16 protein-coding genes and 1 tRNA gene are annotated in these 18835 nt (G+C 51.9%); 10 read left to right on the top strand and 7 right to left on the bottom strand.

What is annotated here, in order from left to right; all coding sequences use genetic code 11:
* Positions 1 to 195: 195 nt before the first annotated feature.
* Together ACQY8X_RS13225 and ACQY8X_RS13230 are read right to left on the bottom strand one after the other, a co-directional pair.
* Positions 196 to 285 (bottom strand) — tRNA-Ser (locus ACQY8X_RS13225).
* Positions 286 to 398: 113 nt separating this feature from the next.
* Positions 399 to 1466: an AraC family transcriptional regulator gene (locus ACQY8X_RS13230; protein ID WP_428035634.1), complete on the bottom strand. Its 1068-nt coding sequence runs from the start codon at positions 1464 to 1466 to the stop codon at positions 399 to 401.
* Between the two features lie 304 nt (positions 1467 to 1770).
* On the opposite strand from ACQY8X_RS13230, the gene ACQY8X_RS13235 reads away from it, so the two are divergent.
* Both ACQY8X_RS13235 and ACQY8X_RS13240 read left to right on the top strand, forming a co-directional pair.
* The gene (locus tag ACQY8X_RS13235) at positions 1771 to 3624 is read left to right on the top strand and encodes a DUF1302 domain-containing protein (RefSeq protein ID WP_428035609.1); all 1854 of its coding nucleotides are present in this window, start codon (positions 1771 to 1773) and stop codon (positions 3622 to 3624) included.
* 27 nt (positions 3625 to 3651) lie between these two features.
* On the top strand, positions 3652 to 5004 hold the full coding sequence (locus ACQY8X_RS13240) for a DUF1329 domain-containing protein (protein ID WP_428035610.1): 1353 nt from the start codon (positions 3652 to 3654) through the stop codon (positions 5002 to 5004).
* A gap of 72 nt (positions 5005 to 5076) precedes the next feature.
* Here ACQY8X_RS13240 and ACQY8X_RS13245 read toward each other — a convergent pair whose 3' ends face one another.
* A complete protein-coding gene (locus ACQY8X_RS13245) occupies positions 5077 to 5295 on the bottom strand; it encodes a hypothetical protein (RefSeq protein ID WP_428035611.1) in 219 nt (72 codons plus the stop codon).
* Positions 5296 to 5578: 283 nt separating this feature from the next.
* Between ACQY8X_RS13245 and ACQY8X_RS13250 the strand changes: the two genes are divergently transcribed.
* The 4 genes from ACQY8X_RS13250 to ACQY8X_RS13265 all read left to right on the top strand — a co-directional run bounded on the left by ACQY8X_RS13250 (position 5579) and on the right by ACQY8X_RS13265 (position 9035).
* Entirely contained in the window at positions 5579 to 6325 is a 747-nt protein-coding gene (locus tag ACQY8X_RS13250; RefSeq protein WP_428035635.1) for a fused MFS/spermidine synthase, read from the top strand.
* Between the two features lie 113 nt (positions 6326 to 6438).
* Positions 6439 to 6951 (top strand): S-ribosylhomocysteine lyase, encoded by a 513-nt coding sequence (luxS, locus tag ACQY8X_RS13255; protein WP_428035612.1) that lies wholly within the window; start codon positions 6439 to 6441, stop codon positions 6949 to 6951.
* Positions 6952 to 7028: 77 nt separating this feature from the next.
* Positions 7029 to 7865: a CvfB family protein gene (locus tag ACQY8X_RS13260; protein ID WP_428035613.1), complete on the top strand. Its 837-nt coding sequence runs from the start codon at positions 7029 to 7031 to the stop codon at positions 7863 to 7865.
* A gap of 99 nt (positions 7866 to 7964) precedes the next feature.
* The gene (locus ACQY8X_RS13265; RefSeq protein ID WP_428035614.1) at positions 7965 to 9035 is read left to right on the top strand and encodes a hypothetical protein; all 1071 of its coding nucleotides are present in this window, start codon (positions 7965 to 7967) and stop codon (positions 9033 to 9035) included.
* A gap of 141 nt (positions 9036 to 9176) precedes the next feature.
* On the opposite strand, the gene ACQY8X_RS13270 is transcribed toward ACQY8X_RS13265, so the two are convergent.
* Both ACQY8X_RS13270 and ACQY8X_RS13275 read right to left on the bottom strand, forming a co-directional pair.
* Positions 9177 to 10247: a hypothetical protein gene (locus ACQY8X_RS13270; protein WP_428035615.1), complete on the bottom strand. Its 1071-nt coding sequence runs from the start codon at positions 10245 to 10247 to the stop codon at positions 9177 to 9179.
* Positions 10232 to 11722 (bottom strand): glutamate--cysteine ligase, encoded by a 1491-nt coding sequence (locus ACQY8X_RS13275; RefSeq protein WP_428035616.1) that lies wholly within the window; start codon positions 11720 to 11722, stop codon positions 10232 to 10234. Before ACQY8X_RS13275 ends, ACQY8X_RS13270 begins: the two co-directional genes overlap by 16 nt.
* 390 nt (positions 11723 to 12112) lie before the next feature.
* Here ACQY8X_RS13275 and selD point away from each other — a divergent pair, with 390 nt between their 5' ends.
* A complete protein-coding gene (gene selD, locus ACQY8X_RS13280) occupies positions 12113 to 14344 on the top strand; it encodes a selenide, water dikinase SelD (protein WP_428035617.1) in 2232 nt (743 codons plus the stop codon).
* A 63-nt stretch (positions 14345 to 14407) separates the two neighbouring features.
* Here the strand turns inward: selD and ACQY8X_RS13285 are convergent, their stop codons facing one another.
* The gene (locus ACQY8X_RS13285; protein WP_428035618.1) at positions 14408 to 15100 is read right to left on the bottom strand and encodes a PilZ domain-containing protein; all 693 of its coding nucleotides are present in this window, start codon (positions 15098 to 15100) and stop codon (positions 14408 to 14410) included.
* Between the two features lie 153 nt (positions 15101 to 15253).
* Here ACQY8X_RS13285 and msrB point away from each other — a divergent pair, with 153 nt between their 5' ends.
* The 3 genes from msrB (at position 15254) to ACQY8X_RS13300 (ending at position 18198) form a co-directional block, all read left to right on the top strand.
* Positions 15254 to 16420 (top strand): peptide-methionine (R)-S-oxide reductase MsrB, encoded by a 1167-nt coding sequence (gene msrB, locus ACQY8X_RS13290; RefSeq protein ID WP_428035619.1) that lies wholly within the window; start codon positions 15254 to 15256, stop codon positions 16418 to 16420.
* A 142-nt stretch (positions 16421 to 16562) separates the two neighbouring features.
* Entirely contained in the window at positions 16563 to 16907 is a 345-nt protein-coding gene (locus ACQY8X_RS13295; RefSeq protein WP_428035620.1) for a hypothetical protein, read from the top strand.
* Between the two features lie 181 nt (positions 16908 to 17088).
* A complete protein-coding gene (locus ACQY8X_RS13300; RefSeq protein ID WP_428035621.1) occupies positions 17089 to 18198 on the top strand; it encodes a hypothetical protein in 1110 nt (369 codons plus the stop codon).
* 17 nt (positions 18199 to 18215) lie between these two features.
* Here ACQY8X_RS13300 and ACQY8X_RS13305 read toward each other — a convergent pair whose 3' ends face one another.
* Positions 18216 to 18806 carry an ACP phosphodiesterase gene (locus tag ACQY8X_RS13305; RefSeq protein ID WP_428035622.1) on the bottom strand — a complete coding sequence of 197 codons (591 nt, stop codon included), beginning with the start codon at positions 18804 to 18806 and terminating at the stop codon, positions 18216 to 18218.
* Between the last annotated feature and the right edge of the window lie 29 nt (positions 18807 to 18835).

An 18835-nucleotide genomic window follows, 5' to 3' on the forward strand; every position in this document is an offset into this window, starting at 1 on the left:
CGTCATCATGGACATTGTATACACGGGCTTCCACACTTTCTTGCTCTTCACTCGCCTTCAGTTTGATCCAGTCTCCGCGTTCTACATGTGGTCTATCCATTGTTCAAACCTCTTTTTTCTTGCCGGCATTTTATCTGCCTGTCGTTATTTATACTCAAAAAAAAAACCCCTGCATGACAAGGGCTTTTTAAAATATGGCGGAGGGGCAGGGATTCGAACCCTGGGTACAAATAATTGTACGCTAGATTAGCAATCTAGTGCTTTCGACCACTCAGCCACCCCTCCAGTGAGGTCGCGTATATTAAAGGATTCCGCGTTTGTGTCAATACTTTAGAAGGGAAAAAATTAATTTTTTGCAGATTTTTTTGTCTCAGTAATCCGATCAATATCCATACCGCTCAGCTTATTCCCAGGCTGTACTTCTCTCCATAGGTTTCACTGCGACGATACTCGCCCGGCGTCATGCCAGTCCATTTCTTGAAAGAACGAAAGAATGCCGAAGGTTCATCAAAGCCCATCAGGGCCGCGACGTCATTGATTGATAGCTGCGGCGAATCCATGTAGTTAATCGCCGCTTTCTTACGACAATCATCTTTTATTTTCTGATAAGAGCTATTCTCTTCTGCCAGGCGGCGGCGCAGAGTCGAAACCGACATATTCAGTTTAAAGGCGACCTCTTCCGCGCCCGGCAACTCCCGACTGAAATCTTTCCCCAGCATCGCTTTGACCTGAGAGCGCAGACTCTGATCGTTATCCACCATCACAATCAGCTGATAGGGTGCGGTTTGCAGAAAGCCCCGCAAACTCTCATCATTCTGAATGATCGGATAATCCAGATAACGGGCAGGGAAAACAATCGCGTTATCATGCTGATCAAACTTAATCTCTGACTGAAACAGGGTCTCGTAGTGGTAACTGTCCTCCTGCCGGGGAAAAGTGAAGTAGGCCGCTTTCAAATCCAGCCGGGAGCCGATCAGCCAACTGATAAAGTGGTGCCACATCGACAGACCGGTACGCACAACCCCGGGGGCTTCATGCTCAAGCATCTCCCGCACCTCCTCAGCAGGTACCGAACTCACCGGCGCAAACGAAAGCTTGGCATAACGACCTTTACGAATAAGATAGGGTTTAACCTTTGTGCCCCGGCAGATCTCGTAAAAAGCGCTGCAACGGTAGATCGCCCGTTCCAGAGTAGTGCAGTGGATAATCGCATGACACATCATCCGGAAGGTACCGTTGGGCACCCGGCCGCCGGATACCATGCCAAAAGACTCATCCTGCGCTGTCCACATTATCCGCTGATACAACTGACCGAATTTGACAGCAGAAAACTCCGTCCGCTGCTCTATTTCGGTCGGATCAATACCCACCTCTGCCAACAGCTCTTCCAGGTTATAGCCCTGTTTTTCGACCTGCGAAAACAGGTATCTTACATATCCTGTTGGCACGGTGATGGTCTTTTCCATCATAATTGCTCTACTTTGCTGGTGTTATTGTCATCTTTATCGATAAAAAACTATTCTCTTAACTTATATCATTAAAAATCAAAAAAACAGCTGCGACAATTTTTGTCAGTAAAAATGACAGCTATTGTTATTGTGGATACAACGGCAGATAACGGATTATCTAGTCTGCCTTAATTTCAAATAACGAAAGCCTATCGTCTGTGAGCAACGCCTGCCAGCAGACAACCACAGGCAGGCAATGCCCGGCCCAGGTCGGATGAAGCCGAACAAACAAAAATAACAAGTTACCGAGAAGGTGAACTAAATGGCAAAGAGATCGATAAGGACGTCAGCCCCCTGGCGTGCCACTCCAGTGCGCAATCAACTCGCGCGAAGTGTAACCCTGGCAATGCTGACAGCCTCAATCGCCGGACCGGCATCCGCTGTAGAATTTAATCTTGGAGAGATCGAAGGCCGCTTTGATTCACAGCTGTCGATTGGCTCTAGCTGGCGGATGAGCAACCCGAACGAGGGTCTGATCTCTAAGGCTAACGGCGGTACCAGTGCAGGCTCAGGTTCATACGATGATGGTACCCAGAACTATTCCAGAGGTGATGCCTTTTCGACAGTTCTCAAAGGCGTACATGACCTTCAACTGAGTAAGGATAATCTCGGCGTTTTTATCCGTGGTAAATACTGGTACGACTATGCCCTGAATGAAGGCAATGCGAACCACGGCAATATTCCAAATGGCTATGTGTCAAATACCCCATTGGATGACAACGGCTTTAATGATTATGCTCAGTTTTCCGGGGCAGAAATTCTCGACGCTTACGTTTTTGGCTCATTTGACCTCAGTGATAAGCCTCTCGACATCCGCCTCGGCCGTCAGGTCGTAAACTGGGGTGAAAGCACCTTCATACAGGGCGGCATCAACGTTATCAACCCATTCGACGTAAGTGCATTTCGTCGGGCAGGCGCTGAAGTAAAAGAGGGACTGTTACCGGTTAACATGGCGTTTGCCTCACTGGGTCTGACCGACAATCTTAGTGTTGAGGGTTTTTACCAGCTTGAATGGGAAAAAACCGCGATTGATGGTTGCGGCACATATTTCTCAACTAATGACTTCACCGCTGAAGGCTGTAACGGCATCCGCATCCGCAGTGATAACCCTGCGCTGGCAGCGACGAATAGCCCAGACTCTGTATATTTCAACACCTTTGACGGCAGCCCCCCTTTTAGTACCGATCTGGTGGTAAACAGAGCTGCAGATGGCATCAGAGAAGCCGATGACAGTGGTCAGTTTGGTGTTGCTTTCCGCTATTTTGCAGAAGAACTGAACAGTACGGAGTTTGGTCTGTATCTGGCGCAATATCACAGCCGGCTACCGCTGATCAGTGGTATTAAGGCCGATCTTGTTTCACTAGGTACACTGGGCCAGCTGGGCGTATTCCAGTCACAGTACTTTATCGAATACCCGGAAGATACCAAACTGATCGGACTTAGCTTTAGCACCAGCCTGGGTGATGTCGCCTGGTCGGGAGAGGTCAGCCATAAGATGGATGTCCCTCTACAAATGAATGGACCGATGCTGGTTGCCGCAATGCTTTCATTAGGTAACCCGGCAGTATCCGGCAACAATCCAGCCAACTCACTGGTAGCTGCAACCGGCTTCGGCGAAGATATTCATGGCTACAGTACTTTTGATATCACTCAGGTACAAACCAGCTTTGTAAAATTTGTTGATCAGGTGATGGGCGCGAGCCGGATGACACTGATTGGTGAACTGGGCTGGACCCATGTGCACGACCTTGATGAGAGTGCAACCGCTCTGAAGTACGGTCGCAATGGTATCTTTGGTTATACTCCGGGAGATACAGAAGGCTTTGTAACCCAGGACTCCTTTGGTTACGTTGTCCGGGCAAATCTCACCTACCCGAATGCCTTTGCCGGGGTTAACCTCAAACCTGAAATCAGCTTTAAACATGGTATTGAAGGTTATGGTCCTCAACCAGGCGCAGCCTTTAACGAAGGCGAGAAAACAGCCACTATCAGCCTGACCGCCGATTACCTGAACCAATATCAGGTTCAGCTGGGCTATACCAACTTCTTTGGTGGTGACTATAACCCGATTGATGACCGCGACTTTCTGTCACTCAGCGCTTCAGTCTCGTTCTAACAGTTAAGGATTACAGGAGAATTTTTTATGACGTTTAAATCGACTGCCCTGATCCTTGGCTCAGCTCTGGGATTAACTTTAAGCCTGCAGACACTGGCCGCTGTTTCAGATGCCGAAGCCGCCAAGCTGGGGAAGACCCTGACCCCGATGGGGGCTGAAAAAGCTGGCAACGCGAACGGCACCATCCCTGCTTGGGATGGTGGTCTGCCCGCGGGGGGAGAGCGCTTTAAAGATCCCTATGCCGGCGAGCAGCCTTTAATGACTATTACCGCGCAGAATGCCGCAGACTATAAACAACATCTGACACCGGGCCAGTTGGCACTGTTTGCTAAATACCCCGACACTTTCCGGATGAATATCTATCCAACCCATCGCAGCGCTTCCCTGCCCCAGTCTCAGTATGACAATGCCCGTCAGAATGCAGTGCAATCAGAGCTGGTGGATAACGGCAACGGACTCAGTGCCAATACCCTTGAGGGGATCCCTTTCCCAATCCCGCAAAATGGTCTGGAAGTTATCTGGAACCATATGTCCCGCTACCGTGGCGGCGCCCTTGAACGGACGTTTGTTCAGGTACCGGTGCATGAGAATGGTAACTTCGTGCCGGTTAAAATCACCGAGAAGATGTCCTGGCCCAGTTACCTGAAAGAGGGGCGCACCGAGCAGGATGATAATATTCTGTTTTACTTCGTTCAGGAGATTCAGGCACCCGCCCGACTCACCGGCAACGTGTTGCTGGTGCATGAAGCACAGAATCAGATCGCCAAGCCTCGCCAGGCCTGGATCTACAATGCCGGACAACGGCGGGTGCGCCGGGCACCGCAGATCGCCTACGATGCTCCGGGAACCGCCTCCGATGGTCAACGTACTTCGGACAACCTGGATATGTTCAACGGCGCGCCAGATCTGTACGACTGGAAGCTGGCAGGCAAAGAGGAGATCTACATCCCTTACAACAGCTACAAGCTGGCTGACCGTAACCTGAAATACAGCGACATTCTACAGAAGGGCCATATGAGCCCTGATGTCACCCGTTATGAACTACACCGGGTGTGGAAGGTTGAAGCAACGCTGAAAGAGGGAGCACGGCATGTCTACGCCAAACGGGTGTTCTATATCGATGAGGATACCTGGCAGGCCGCTATTGTCGATCACTACGATGGCCGGGGTCAGTTGTGGCGTGTCGGCGAAGCACATGAGATGCAGTATCAGGATGCTCAGGTGCCCTGGTTAACTGCTGAAGCACTCTACGACCTGCAGTCCGGGCGCTATCTGGTGGGCAGTCTGACCAATGAGGAGGGTGATGGTTTCGACTTTAACGCCCGCTTTAAGCACAGTGACTTTACCCCGCAAGCGATCCGCCGTATGGGTATCCGCTAAGCGATACCCCTTGTGAGTAAAAAAGAAGGAGCCTATGGCTCCTTCTTTTTTTGCATTTCTCTGTCTGAACAGTTAACCATGACGATGCATAGCGCGCGCCTGAACTGCGGAAGCCGTTCGGGCCCCCTGCTGCCAGGCTGCCAGGGCCTCTTCACAGCCACTACAGACACCGACATTCAGTTCCCGATCAACAATGATCCAGGTACATTTTCCATAATCCGTATCGCAGCTATGATGATCATCACAACCACAACCGATACAATGCGCCAGCACCAACTGACTTTGCTTCATGAGTGTCTCCCACTTCTTTTGTTTTTATCTTTACTACAGGAAGATAATGATAGGCTAAATATTTCTACCTTTCCGTTCTACTAAATAGTTATTCTGGATGAAAAAACATCAACTAATGAGATAATAGTTGCGCAGGTTTACACTTCAGCCCTAAAACACTGATACAGATCAAAACCTATACTGCGGCGCAGCATATTTTCCTGTGATCCAATCAAAAACGAGCGACCGTTAGTGCATAAACCCTTTGTAAAAACTTATTGTTGGAGAGCCGCTGTTGAACGCCATGCAGGGAACCGAGATCGCCCGTAATTTTGATGAGTACGGTCCTATTTACGTTTACGATGACGGCCCCTATCGCTACATGAGTTTTGGTTCCGGAGGTGAACAGAGTCGGATTGAGCGCAGTCGCCCGGAATATCCGGTCTATCAATATCTGCAGGCGATGCTGCTGGGGCTGCTATACCAGCCCAACCCACAACGGGCACTAATGCTGGGGCTGGGTGGTGGTTCACTGGTACACGCACTGCTGAGTTATTCCGAAGACCTGCAGATCCGTGTAGCTGAACTGAGACCACAGGTTCTGGCAACCGCCTGTGAACATTTCCTGTTACCCGATTCAGGCCGACTAACCATCACCATCAGCGATGCTCTGGACTACCTCTGTGACGAGACAATAACCTCCGATCTGATCTTTACCGACCTGTTCAGCGATAGTGGTATGCAGCACCTGCAGTTACAGCAAGAGTATCTGCAACAGTGTTTCCGCCTGCTGACGGATCAGGGAGTACTGGTGTTGAATCTCTGGGACGAGGGACATGGTTATCACCCGCTGGCCAGCCAGCAGTTATCAGATCTGTTTGGTGAAAACTGGCTCTGCTGCACGATCGACAGCGGCAATCTGATAGCCTTTGCATTTAAAGGTGGCAGGCCTGAGTCCAACCCCAGAGCGCTGCTCAACGGCGCTAAAAAGCTAGAGAAACAGCTAGGCTTTCCTGCCCGCAAGCTGTTAAACCGATTGCGTGAGATCTGAGATGCCGTAGATTAAAAAGAAATCCTGGTTAAGGGTTAATTTCCCAGTCTAATGCTGGGATAATCTGCGCCTATACTATGTGTTATTCCCTGTTATTGCCGAGAGATTCAGCCATGCCTCTGTTAGATAGCTTTACTGTTGATCATACCCGCATGAATGCGCCAGCGGTTCGTGTTGCCAAAAAAATGACCACCCCCGGAGGCGATACCATTACCGTATTTGATCTGCGCTTCTGCCGTCCGAATGAAGAGATACTGAGCGAAAAAGGGATTCATACCCTTGAACATCTGTTCGCCGGTTTCATGCGTGATCACCTGAACGGCAACGGCGTTGAGATTATCGATATCTCACCAATGGGTTGCCGTACCGGTTTCTACATGAGCCTGATCGGTTCCCCGCAAGAAGAGAAGGTCGCAAACGCCTGGCTGGAATCGATGGATGACGTGTTGCAGGTTGAACAGCAAAACCAGATTCCGGAACTGAACGAATATCAGTGCGGCACCTACAACATGCACTCCCTGGCTGAAGCGAAAGCGATTGCTGAAAACATCCGTGGGCGCGGCGTCGGCGTTAACAGCAATGATGAGCTGAAACTTGACCCTGAATTCCTGCAATCTCACTCCTGATTTAATGCAGATTTCTGATCCGGAAACGGAGCCTGGCAACGCCTGCTCCGTTGTTATTTTTTTAGAGGCAAAGACCCATGGCAATGATCGGCCGGTTCAACAATCTGGAAGTGACCAAACAAGTTAAATTCGGCGTTTATCTTGATGGCGAAGAGCTTGGCGAAATTCTCCTGCCCCAGCGTTATGTACCTGAAAATACTCAGCCTGGTGACCGCCTGGAGGTATTTATCTACCGCGACTCTGATGATCTGCTGATCGCCACCACCGAAACGCCAAAAGCACAGATCGGCGAGTTTGCCTGCCTCAAAGTGGTCGACCTGAACCGCACCGGTGCATTCTTCGACTGGGGATTATCAAAAGATCTGCTGGTGCCCTTCAGTGAGCAAAAGAAAACCGTTGAGAAGGGTCAGGAGCAGATCGTCTATCTCTATCTGGATCAGGAAACCGACCGTATTGCCGGTTCCACCAAACTGAATAAGTTTCTTGATAACTACCCGCATCGCTACGAAAAGGGACAGCAGGTTGATCTGATCATCGAAGAACACACCCATATCGGCTACAAGGCGATCATCAACGGCCAGCACTGGGGCGTAATCTACGATGATGATCTGTTTAAGCCAGTGCGTTATGGTCAGCGCATGAAAGGTTTTATCAAACTGGTGCGCCCGGATGGCAAGATCAACCTGAGCCTGCAACAACTGGGCTATGGCAAGACCGATGATCTGGGCAAACGGATTCTGCATCTGCTGGAAGATCATGACGGCTATATCGCAGCGAATGATAAAACCTCTCCGGAAGAGATCAAGCGTCTGTTCAGCTGCAGTAAGAAAGCCTTTAAGTTATCTATCGGTCGTCTCTATAAAGAGCGCAAGTTAGCCATTGAAGAGAACGGCATCCGCCTGCTGACAAAATAAACAGCCGCCGGGACATGATACTCTCCCGTACAAAATACAGGAAAACCCTGATAAAATAGCGTTCCCCTACTCCTGGCACAATCTCAAGGAACTCTCGCTATGCCTCAGGCCCTGATCATTGCCTCCGCAAAAACCGTAGATGACAGTGGCTCACTGAAGCACTGTCTGGCGCTGGAAGCCACCCTGCACCAGCAGGGTGTCCGTTTTATCGAACTGGTCATCGACCCTCTCAGCACCCCCTGGCACAGCGCACTGGAACAGCATCACTACCGCAGTGGTTGCGGCCCGATTGAAGCACTGGCGGACGCCCGACAGCTGATTATCAGCGGTGCCGCCGATGCCGTGGTGATCAGCGGTAAAGATATGTTACGCACCGGCTATGAGCGCCAGCAACGGCTCGACCTGATGGCGATCTATGGCGACGACTATCCACTCACCGCGGCCTATAACGAACTGGCAGAACAGTTTATCCACCGCCACGGTGCCGATGCCGAACTATTTCAACAACTGGCCCATCATCTGTTCGAAAACTATAAGTGCAGTTACCGCAATGTGGTATCAGACCGTCTGTCAGCCGAACAACTGCCGGATGAACGCTGGTATAACCATATTACGCCACTCTTCAGAGGCGTTGACTGCGCGAACCCACTCATCGACTTCTCCGGCCGTTTGCTGATCAGCAACCCGAAAGTAGCTCAACAACTCGCCATTCCAACCGAGGAATGCCTGGCGATTGCCGGTGTCGGGCTGGGCTTTCTTCCCGGGGATGGTCAGCAACACGTCGAGGATATTGTGAGCTACGTTCACCTGGAGACCGCCTACCGCGCAGCGTGCGAACAAGCCGATACCGACTTCGCCCGACAGTTTCGCAACGGTGATGCGCTGCTGGAGGTTTACACCTGCTATCCGGTGGTGCCCATCGCCTTTCTGCTGACCAGCGGACTGGTGGACCTGTTAGAGCAGGTGCCCGCCTTCCTGGAACAACACCTGATCACCATCACCGGAGGGATGAACCTGGCGAAAGGCCCCTGGAATAACCCTGCCCTCAACAGTCTGATCGAGATGCATCAGCAGCTCAGCGCCAGTCCGGATCATCACGTCGGCGCCGTTCACGGTAATGGCGGACTGGGTTATAAACAGGGTGTCGCGATACTCAAAACGCTATCCTGAGACAGCCACAAACCACTGGCAAAGTTACCCACAGAATCTGTGCATAACCTCTGGGGAAAACTATGCATAACCCCCGCATACATCCCCCTACGCCGACTCTCATCAGGGTTTCAGGTTGTTGCGTAGATTCTATTCAGGCGCTCACTTATCATCTTCAATCATCTGATTGAGTTCTATATCGGCACAGGCATAGAGCAGACAATCACTGACGGCGATGGCAGGGTTTGCGGTGATCATAAACAGTTTCAACTGTTGGGCGGAGTAAAGCCCCCCAGCCCGATTTAAGAAGTAATGCGGCATAACCGCTTCCCCCTGAGCACTTTGCACCCTGAAAACTGACATACCCCGCGGGCCTAACCAGCCCAGCCGGGTCAGAGCCGGGATCACACCAAAATTAAACTTCTCTACATCAAGAGCTACGGTCAGATCGGCACCTGCTACGGGCTGGTCCGCGTAGGCGATGTGGCAATCAGCGGATAACTGCAAGCGTACTGCATCCCGGTAGAGATCCATCACCAGTCCTGGCACTGGCCGCAATACCTGTTCATTAAACAGATAGCGCTGCAACCCCTCCTCTGCCAGCTGATCTGCTTGCGCTTGCTGTGCCCCGCCACACTCAATCGTTACCACCGGCAGGGATTCATTACTGAGTTCCATCAGCGCCCCTAAACGCAGCTCTGTGACAATCATGCGCCGGGTGAACAGTGACACCAGGGCTTCATGCGCCGGGCTTTCACTGGTCGCCACACCAAACCCCGGACTCATGCCGGAGGTGTTATGAATATCCAGCAGCGCTTCTGGCCGATACTGCTGCAGCAGTTCTATAAAGTGCCGGGCGATATGCCCCTGATGGTCATCAAAAGGCGGGGCAAAGCAGCGGTTCATATCCCGCTGGCCCGGAATCTGCCGGTGCAAAAACAGCGTTTCATACAACGCCGTCTGCACCGATGCGATCAGGCAGATCAGTTTAACCGCAGGGCGCTCACCGCTGCGCAGCCATTTAAGCAGAGCTTTAACACCGGAGGGTTCATTGCCGTGTAACAGCGTAGCAACCGCCCGGCAACGACGGTTATCCCGGCCATCGACAACGATCAGAGTCGGGCCACCAAGACGCCGGAGAAACTCACCCACCTCTTGAGGCAGCGAACCGGGTTCAGGATTATGCATAAACTGTATCGGGTGTGACTGTCGTGGCATCAGATATCTTCCCATTCAGCTACCGGACGATTGTTGTCACAGTGCGTAATGTAGTGTTCCAGCATACAACGCAACGCCCGTCGCCTGGCCCGTGATGCTGAAAGCCGTTCAAACTGGCGTAGCTGCCAGCAGGCGCCATTGGTTTTCCCCCGCAGGCGATGGTGAATAATCCCCAGATAGTGATCTACCTCTGCTTTATCAATTCCCGCACTCAGTAACCCTTTACGGGCTGTCGGTAGCAGGCTGGCAACGATATCCGCAACCGGAAGCCGGGTTAATTGCTCCCGGGGGCCATTTGGCCACATCAGCTGTGCCTTCATCCCAAACCGGGCCGCCTGATAAAAGTTATACTCCAGAGTTTTGAAAGGCAGCGCCGGGATAATCTCTTCGATACGCGCGCGCAGCCCCTCAGCCAGACCAATAATCAGCGCCGCATTTGCCATCATATCGCAGGGACTGGGTCCCGCCGGTAATGAGCGGATCTCAATACGCAGATGACCGCCATCAGCCGGGTCATACACCGGACGATTCCAGGGCCATACCGTGCCCTGATGCAACGTCAGTTCAAACAGGGATGGATTGTCCCCCTCGCTAGTCACCTTGCCAGCATGCCGACGAACTTTTTCACACACAGGCAGAATAGGCTTATGCAGATAGACGGCTTCAGCAAACAGCTCATGCACACCATGACGCACCCAGCCATGGCCAAAGCTCACCCGGTCAGCCTCGCCGGTTTTCACCGAACGGTTACTACTGCCATCAATCGCATGTTGAAACAGCGGCACCCGGGTTTCATGCCAAAGCCGCTTGCCCAGCAGGAACGGTGAGTTTGCCGAGATCGCTAATACTAACGGTGTCACCAATTGGATCGCATTAAAACTGGCGGCAAACTGCTGTGGTGTTACCCGATAGTGCATCTGCAAAGAGGTATTTGCCCCCTCCAGAGTGACATCAGAAGCCCGCAGGGAGATCGGGTCATCGCCATCGATCTTAATCGCTACCGTCTCGCCACGCATCTTCGCCAATGCCTGAGTGAGTGCGTGATAACGGGACAGATCGGTCATCGCGTGCAAGCCAAAATCTTTGCGCTGCAGTGTCGGCAGAATACCGATCGGCAACACCCGTCCGTCATGGAGTTCAGCCAGCCTGTTAAGCCGCCTCAATATGCCCAGAATCTCAGACTCGATACTTGAAAAAGGATGGCCCGCCATTGCCACAGGAGTCAGATTGTACTCAAGATTGTAACGGTTCAGCTCCAGCGTTAGCTGCGGGTCACCCAACTGCTGCTGTATTTCACGGTTCACCGGCAGAGGACAACCCGACTTATCAACAATATAGAGTTCCAGCTCAGCGCCAAGCGTTGCCGCACCGACACCAAAACCGGGCTTTTGCAGCAACTGAGCCAGTTCATCCAGATTAGCAAACAGCTTACGGGTGAAGCGCTCATAATCCTGCTGGGTAAAGTCAGATTTTTTAATCTCAAGTCCCATGGTCTGCTCCATTCCGGGTAACACCGTTACACTCAGTTAAGACGCAGGCTAATCATTCTTCAATGTTAATACCCGCTGAGGGCGGGTTTTTATCCCCTGATTCTGTGGATATCCTCTGGGAAAACCGTTGTATAGCGCGTTATAACCCAGCTCAAAGCAGACCTGACGCTGTCCTGAAAAAGCGGTTCAGTTTCTGAACAACACAGATATAACGCTCTGAAACAGAGGTTGAATAACGAAAAATAAAACCCATAACGGTGGACTTCGCACCTTTGCTATGAAGCCGATAACGGGCAAAATTGACCCGCTGCAATGACAGATAAGATTTTTCTTATTTAAAGATCATTATTCGCTAATATATAGCGAACTTTCTTAACAGGCTCACCCGTAATGCAACAGGATCTGACCCCGGCTAACAAACACCTTATCTTTATCGGAGGCGGTCACGCTCACGCGCTCGCGCTGCTGATGATGGCGATGAATAAGCCGGCTGGTGTGCGTATTACGCTGATCTCTAATCTGATTCAGACCCCCTACTCAGGTATGTTGCCCGGGCTGATTGCCGGACATTACAGCTTTGATCAGGTGCATATCGACCTGGGGCGTTTCTGTCGTTATGCGGGAATCGACTTTATCGAGGACACGGTGACCGGCATCGACCCTGCAGGACGAACGGTGCAATGCCTCAATCATCCGCCATTCCGTTACGATCTGCTCAGTATCGACACTGGCTCGACACCCGACCTGAACAGCATTCCCGGTGCCGCAGAGTTCACCATCGGGGTTAAGCCGGTAAAACAGCTGCTGGATTACTGGGAAGGCTTGCAAAACCGGGTAATGCAGGGGGATGACCGTGTGGACTTCCATATTGGCACCGTCGGCGGAGGCGCCAGCGCCGTCGAAGTCCTGCTGGCGATGCAATATAAACTGCACAAGATGCTCAGCAAAGAGCAGCGCCGTACCAGCCACCTGCACTTTCATATTATCTGCGGTCCGCAACAGATTCTCACAGGGCATAATAACCGGGTTAAAAATCGCTATCTGAAGGTGCTCAAGGAGCGCAACATTGAGCTGCACACCAACTTCCATGTTGATCAGGTGAAACAGGGGCGGGTGATCAATGACTCAGGCGAGACCATCGAGCTGGACGAAATCATCTGGGCCACCTCCGCCACCGGTGCTGAATGGCCATCCAGGGCGGGCCTTGAATGCTCAGATAACGGCTGTATCCGCGTCAATGACTATCTGCAATCGCTGTCTCACCCGGAGATATTTGCCGCCGGTGATATCGCCGAGATGGTCAACTATCCGCGCCCGAAAGCCGGTGTATTTGCCGTACGTCAGGGCGCACCCCTGTTACACAATCTGCAGGCAGCGCTTGCCGGAGCCCCACTAACCCGCTTCAAACCGCAGAGCCAGTTTCTCAGCCTGATCAGCACAGGAGATCGCTATGCGGTCGCCTCCCGCGGTCCATTCAGCTTCGCTGGTGCCTGGGTGTGGCGCTGGAAAGACCGTATTGATCAGAAATTTATGCAACGCTTCAGCGATCTCACCCAACTCCCGGGACAGGTTCCCGGTAACGAGCTGAAAATTGAAAACCCGGATATGCGCTGTGGCGGCTGTGGTGCGAAGGTCGGACATAGTATTCTTAACCGGGTATTAAAACAGTTACCCGCGCCACCAAACGAAATTGAAATTGGCCTTAACCGCCCCGATGATGCCGCCGTCATTGATGTGCCTGCAGACAAGTTGCTGGTGCAATCGGTTGATAGTTTTCGTCAACTGGTGAACGATGACTTTCTCTTTGGTCAGATCGCAGCAAACCACGCGCTGGGAGATATCTTCGCCATGGGCGCCGAGCCTCATAGTGCCCAGGCGATTGTTAGTCTGCCCCATGCCAGTGATGAGATTATTGAACAGCGACTGCGCCACCTGTTACTCGGAGCGAGTAAAGTTTTTAGCAACTGTGGTATTGGACTGATCGGCGGTCACACCTCGGAAGGCACAGAACTGACACTGGGCTTCACTATCAATGGCCTGGCCGAGCGTCAGCAGCTGCTCACTAAACAGGGGCTGCAACCCGGGGACCGGTTAATTATCACCAAACCTCTAGGCACCGGCACCCTGTTTGCCAGTGATATGCGCAGTCAGGCCCAGGGGCGCTGGATCAGCCTGGCGCTGCAACATATGCTGCAATCTAACTATCAGGCCAGCAAAATATTTACCGCAGCAGGGGCGCACGCCTGCACCGACATCACCGGCTTTGGTCTGTTAGGACACCTGCATGAGATGCTTGACGGTACCGGTCTGGGCGCACGTCTGTGGCTGGAAAAACTGCCCGTGATGGATGGAGCACTCGCCTGCCTGCGGGCAGGCTTATTCAGCTCACTGCATCCGCAGAACCGAAAATTTGAACACTCGTTGATAAATCTTGATGAGTTTAATACCGACACGGCGATCGAGCTGCTATTCGATCCGCAAACCGCTGGCGGCCTGCTGGCGGCTGTCAGCTCTGATCAGGCAGACGACGTGGTTGCCGAACTGCAGGCAACGGGTTATACCGAAGCCTGTGCCATTGGTAGTGTCCGGCAAGAGGGCAACGATTCCGTCACGCTAATGTAGAGAGGCACGCTTACAGATAGCTATGAGGATAAGTTTTAGTGGCATTCTGAACCATCGGCTGCATCAAAAGTGATCGCTGATCGATTCCAGCTTAAGCGCGGTGATATAACGCAGAATCACATCCCGGTCAGCGGTAAACGCCAGACCAACCTGCAGATCAGGAACCGATAGAGACATCACCCGGCAATGTACTTGAGAGGGTTCTTCATCAAATGGCAGCTGCAGTTTAAGAGTGCACTCCTGCTGTTCGCTACGAGCTTTTTGCAGTAGCTCTGCGTTCACGCCCTCAGTCAGCTTCAGCAGACCGCCGCCGGTACTGAAGTTAATCATGACGCCATTGACAGCATCCTCCCCAATCACCAACTCCGAAGGAATCGCACAGGGGTAACGGGGTTCTTTGCGAAGTAAACGTGACTGAATCGTGTTGGGATAGGTTGTCATTAACAGCCGCCCGCCCAGCAGAAACAGATCAACAACCTCTGTTTCAAACGCATACACCCGGCCATGAGATATCATCCGCATCACCAGTTTACGCTTTTTGGTAAAGGTGTCTCTGTAGGTCAGCTCATCAGTACCCATGCCACTTTTTTTCAGTTGTGAAACCGCCGGTAAGCGAGTCACCACAACCCTGCCCTCTATGCCAAAAAAGCGGGAGATATACTTAATGCCACTAACGGTATCGCTTACCTGAATAACACACCCTTGCTCAATAGCAGGCAGCTCATCCAAAAGAACACTCGCATTACTGTTTGGCATCGTTTTCCACTATCACACAACTTATTACCATAGAAATACTACATCGTTTCAGCAGGGTCAAAATGTGTTTCACCATTTTGGTATTTTCAGGTTGATTTCATTGCCTGGCGTTAAAGTTACGCTATTCAATGAGATGCTTTGGAGAGATAACCGATGAAAGCGAAGATAGCCGTTTTTTTAGTCGCCCTGACGGGTATTACCGTATTCAGCGTAACGGCGGGGTCAGAGACGATCGTTCGTGAAGACCTTCAGCAACAGGGGTTCAAAGTTGCCACTTTTGCCGGAGGTTGCTTCTGGTGTACTGAAGCGGGTTTTGAAAAACTCCCCGGGGTTAAAGATGCCGTTTCAGGCTATACCGGAGGTCAGACAGCTAACCCAACCTATAAAGAGGTCTCTTCCGGCAGCACGGGTCATACCGAGTCGGTGCAGGTTTATTATGATCCGAAAGTAATCACCTACGCGGGCTTACTCCAGTCTCTGTGGCGACAGATGGACCCCACCGATGGCACAGGCTCCTTTGTTGACCGGGGTAACCAGTACCGTCCGGCGGTGTTCTATCACAATGAACAGCAGCGCCTGATCGCAGAAAAGTCGATGAAGGAACTGGCAAGCTCCGGACGCTATAGCAAACCTTTAGCCACCGAACTGACCAAGTTAACTGTTTTTTACCCGGCGGAAGATTACCACCAGGACTACTACAAACGTAATCCGCTGAGGTACAAATACTACCGTTTTAACTCAGGCCGCGACCAGTACCTGGAAAAAACCTGGGGCGATGACCTGCATCCGGACTTCACCCAGTTCGGCCGTGGCCAGGAACAGGGAGCAAACAGTGAAAAGGGCAGCGCCAATACCACAGACGCTGCGATCACTTACCGTCAGTTCAAAAAACCCTCAGAGAAAGAGCTGCGCAGCAAACTGACCGACCTGCAGTACGAGGTTACCCAGGAAGATGCCACTGAACGGGCGTTTCAGAATGAGTTCTGGGATGAAAAACGAGAGGGGATCTACGTGGACATCGTCAGCGGCGAGCCGCTGTTCTCATCCAGGGACAAGTTCAAATCCGGTACTGGCTGGCCAAGCTTTACCCAACCGATCACCTCCGGCGCAGTGACGGAGCATCGCGATACTAAGTTCTTTATCACCCGCACCGAGGTACGCAGTCAATTTGCTGACTCCCATCTGGGACACCTGTTCGATGATGGTCCAAAACCCAGCGGGCTGCGCTACTGCATCAACTCAGCTTCATTGCGTTTTGTCCCCCGGGAACAGATGGCTGCTGAGGGATATGGCGAACTACTCAGCCAGTTTAGTGAATAATGTGCTGAATAAGCGCTCAGCAGAGGCTATCACTGCTGAGCGATTTATAAAAATAGGATAAACTGCAGTAAAAATATCCGGCCGGAGCAGCAACTTGTCCCACTCACAACGATATAGATCTGATTACCGACCAGGCACGCGAGTGCTGATATTAACGATACTGCTGGTAATCTCCTGGCCAGCCCCGGCGATGCAGCTGAATGATCCTCGCGCCGCAGCCGTATACATTATTAAATTGCGACCGCTTATTAACGCCTGTCTTAGCCGGGCAAATGCCAGCAACAATCTGAATCAGGTATGGGAAAGCACCCCCTGCCAACAGCTGCTGGGAGAGGAGCCTCAGTTCAGAACCGCCTGGCACCTACTCCTGCCAGAGGGCAAAATTAACGCCCTCGCCGAGGTTCCCTATTCACTGCGTCAACCGACAATAGACACCTATTCTGAATATAAACAACTGGCAGAGCGTATTGCTCAGTTGAACCACTAAATGGATTAAGGCAAAAATTTTTCTCCGCAAGTGATCCTCCACCCGCCCGAATAAACCATTAAATCAGATAGATAGCCCATGGCGATTTAAAGTCTGAAAAAAAACTAAATATCAAGTCTTACCTTTGCCGCGCTGATCTCTATAATACCCCCTCTTTTTGCCAGCGGTACCGGGTAATATCTTGATTATTTTCACCATCACTAACACAGTTTCCAAGCAGGTCTATGTCGGTTCCACCCGTAACGATATCGATAGTCATTGGGAGACGCTGTTAATTGCAGCAGAGTCCGGTGTAGAGGCCGAGCTTTATAATGACATTCGCCATGCGGGAGCCCACAGCTTTGCCCTCAGCGAGTACGGTTTTGCAGACAATCTCAGCGAAGCACGTGAGCTGACAGCAGACGCTCTGGAAACCTTCAACGGTAAAAGCCTGCAGGGCCTGATCACCAAACCCAAACCCAGCAAGGTGCATCGCCAGAGCGCGGAAGAGCGTAAAGCAGCCCTGGCTCTGCTGGAGGAAGCGGAACAGAAGGCATTGCTGAAAAACGAGATCGCCAAACCAACAGGTGAGGTTGATCTGAAGCTGCTCGCGCAACAGCGGGACGCTGAGCTTGAGGCCCGCATTGTCCGCGAGCGCCAGGAAACCATGGCGATGAACAAGGTACTTGCAGCGATGGATTCCCGCAAACGGGGTAAGTCCTCAAAAGCAAAAGCCAAAACACCTGCCGTGAAACCCGCCAGCACGACTGCCGCTCCCAAACTGGCCAGTGGTAAAGTGTCTTCAGCCGCTCAGGAAAAGCTGATTCGGGAAAAAATTGCGCAGGAACGTGAAGCACGTGAATCCAGCAAAATATCCCGGCAACAAGCTGAAGCCCAGGAGATGGCTGCGGTCATGGCACGGATTGATGCCCGTGCTCAGGGCATGCGCAAAACCGCGCCCAAAGCCAAACCGAAATCCGCTATCCGCAGCAGTCTGCCGCTGTCCCAGAAAAAGCCCGCTGAAGCGCTCAAAGAGAGCCGTCTTGAGCTGGATCGGGATATGGTCAGAAGTGCCGAGATAGCGATTATGCAGCAGGAGAAATCCCGTGTGTCTTCAGGTATTTCTGCGAGTGCGAAACAGACAACTCCGGCACGCCTGAATCTGCGTCCGGGGCTGAATAAAGAGCAGAAGATTGCCCATACCATCGCCCGCTATCGCAATGTTGCAGAGCCTGCAGCCAACAAGCCAGGACATGGTAAGCAGGAGCTGATCAGCACCCTGCAGGCGCGCCTGGCCCAGCGTAAAATCTAACGCTTTCAGCGATACCCTCAGTTCCCTGAATCGATTAGCGGTGACGGGAACTGAACAGCCAGATCGGCGAAAAACAACTGAAAGCCAGCTTCAAACCGGGGATAGTGCTGCATCAGCTCCTCTCCCACTCCCTGAAACTGATTGTTAAAGCGTATCCGTCCGGCAATCCGATCCAGCGCATAGGCGATCCCTTCCAGGCGTTCATAACTACCAAACCAGTCCGCATCAACAATACGTCGGGTGACTTGCTGCATCGACGGCGGCATCAGTGACTGCCCCTCTATCAGGTCCTCATACAGCACCTCAATAACCCGCTTTTTTGACAGCGAACTGAACTGTTGCCAGTGATTCAGCAGATAGTGATCAAACAGAACATCCAGCGCGATACCGGCAAAGCGACGCCGCCGTTGACTGAACAGCCGCTTCATCCGCTGCACCTCAAGGTGCTGATCAGTAAACTGATCCACGCGGCGGTGGTTGATCAGCCCCTGTAAAACCTCAGCAGATAGCGCCTGCTGGTCAACACCACGGGCAAAGTCTCCCAGCAGATTACCGACCCGGGATTCAACCGTTGCTTCAGCCAGCACCAGATGCGCGAAAAAGTTCAAATAAAAAACCCCGGATAATGTCACAACAA

Source organism: Amphritea sp. (genome assembly GCF_050300915.1).
Classification (GTDB): Bacteria; Pseudomonadota; Gammaproteobacteria; order Pseudomonadales; family Balneatricaceae; genus Amphritea.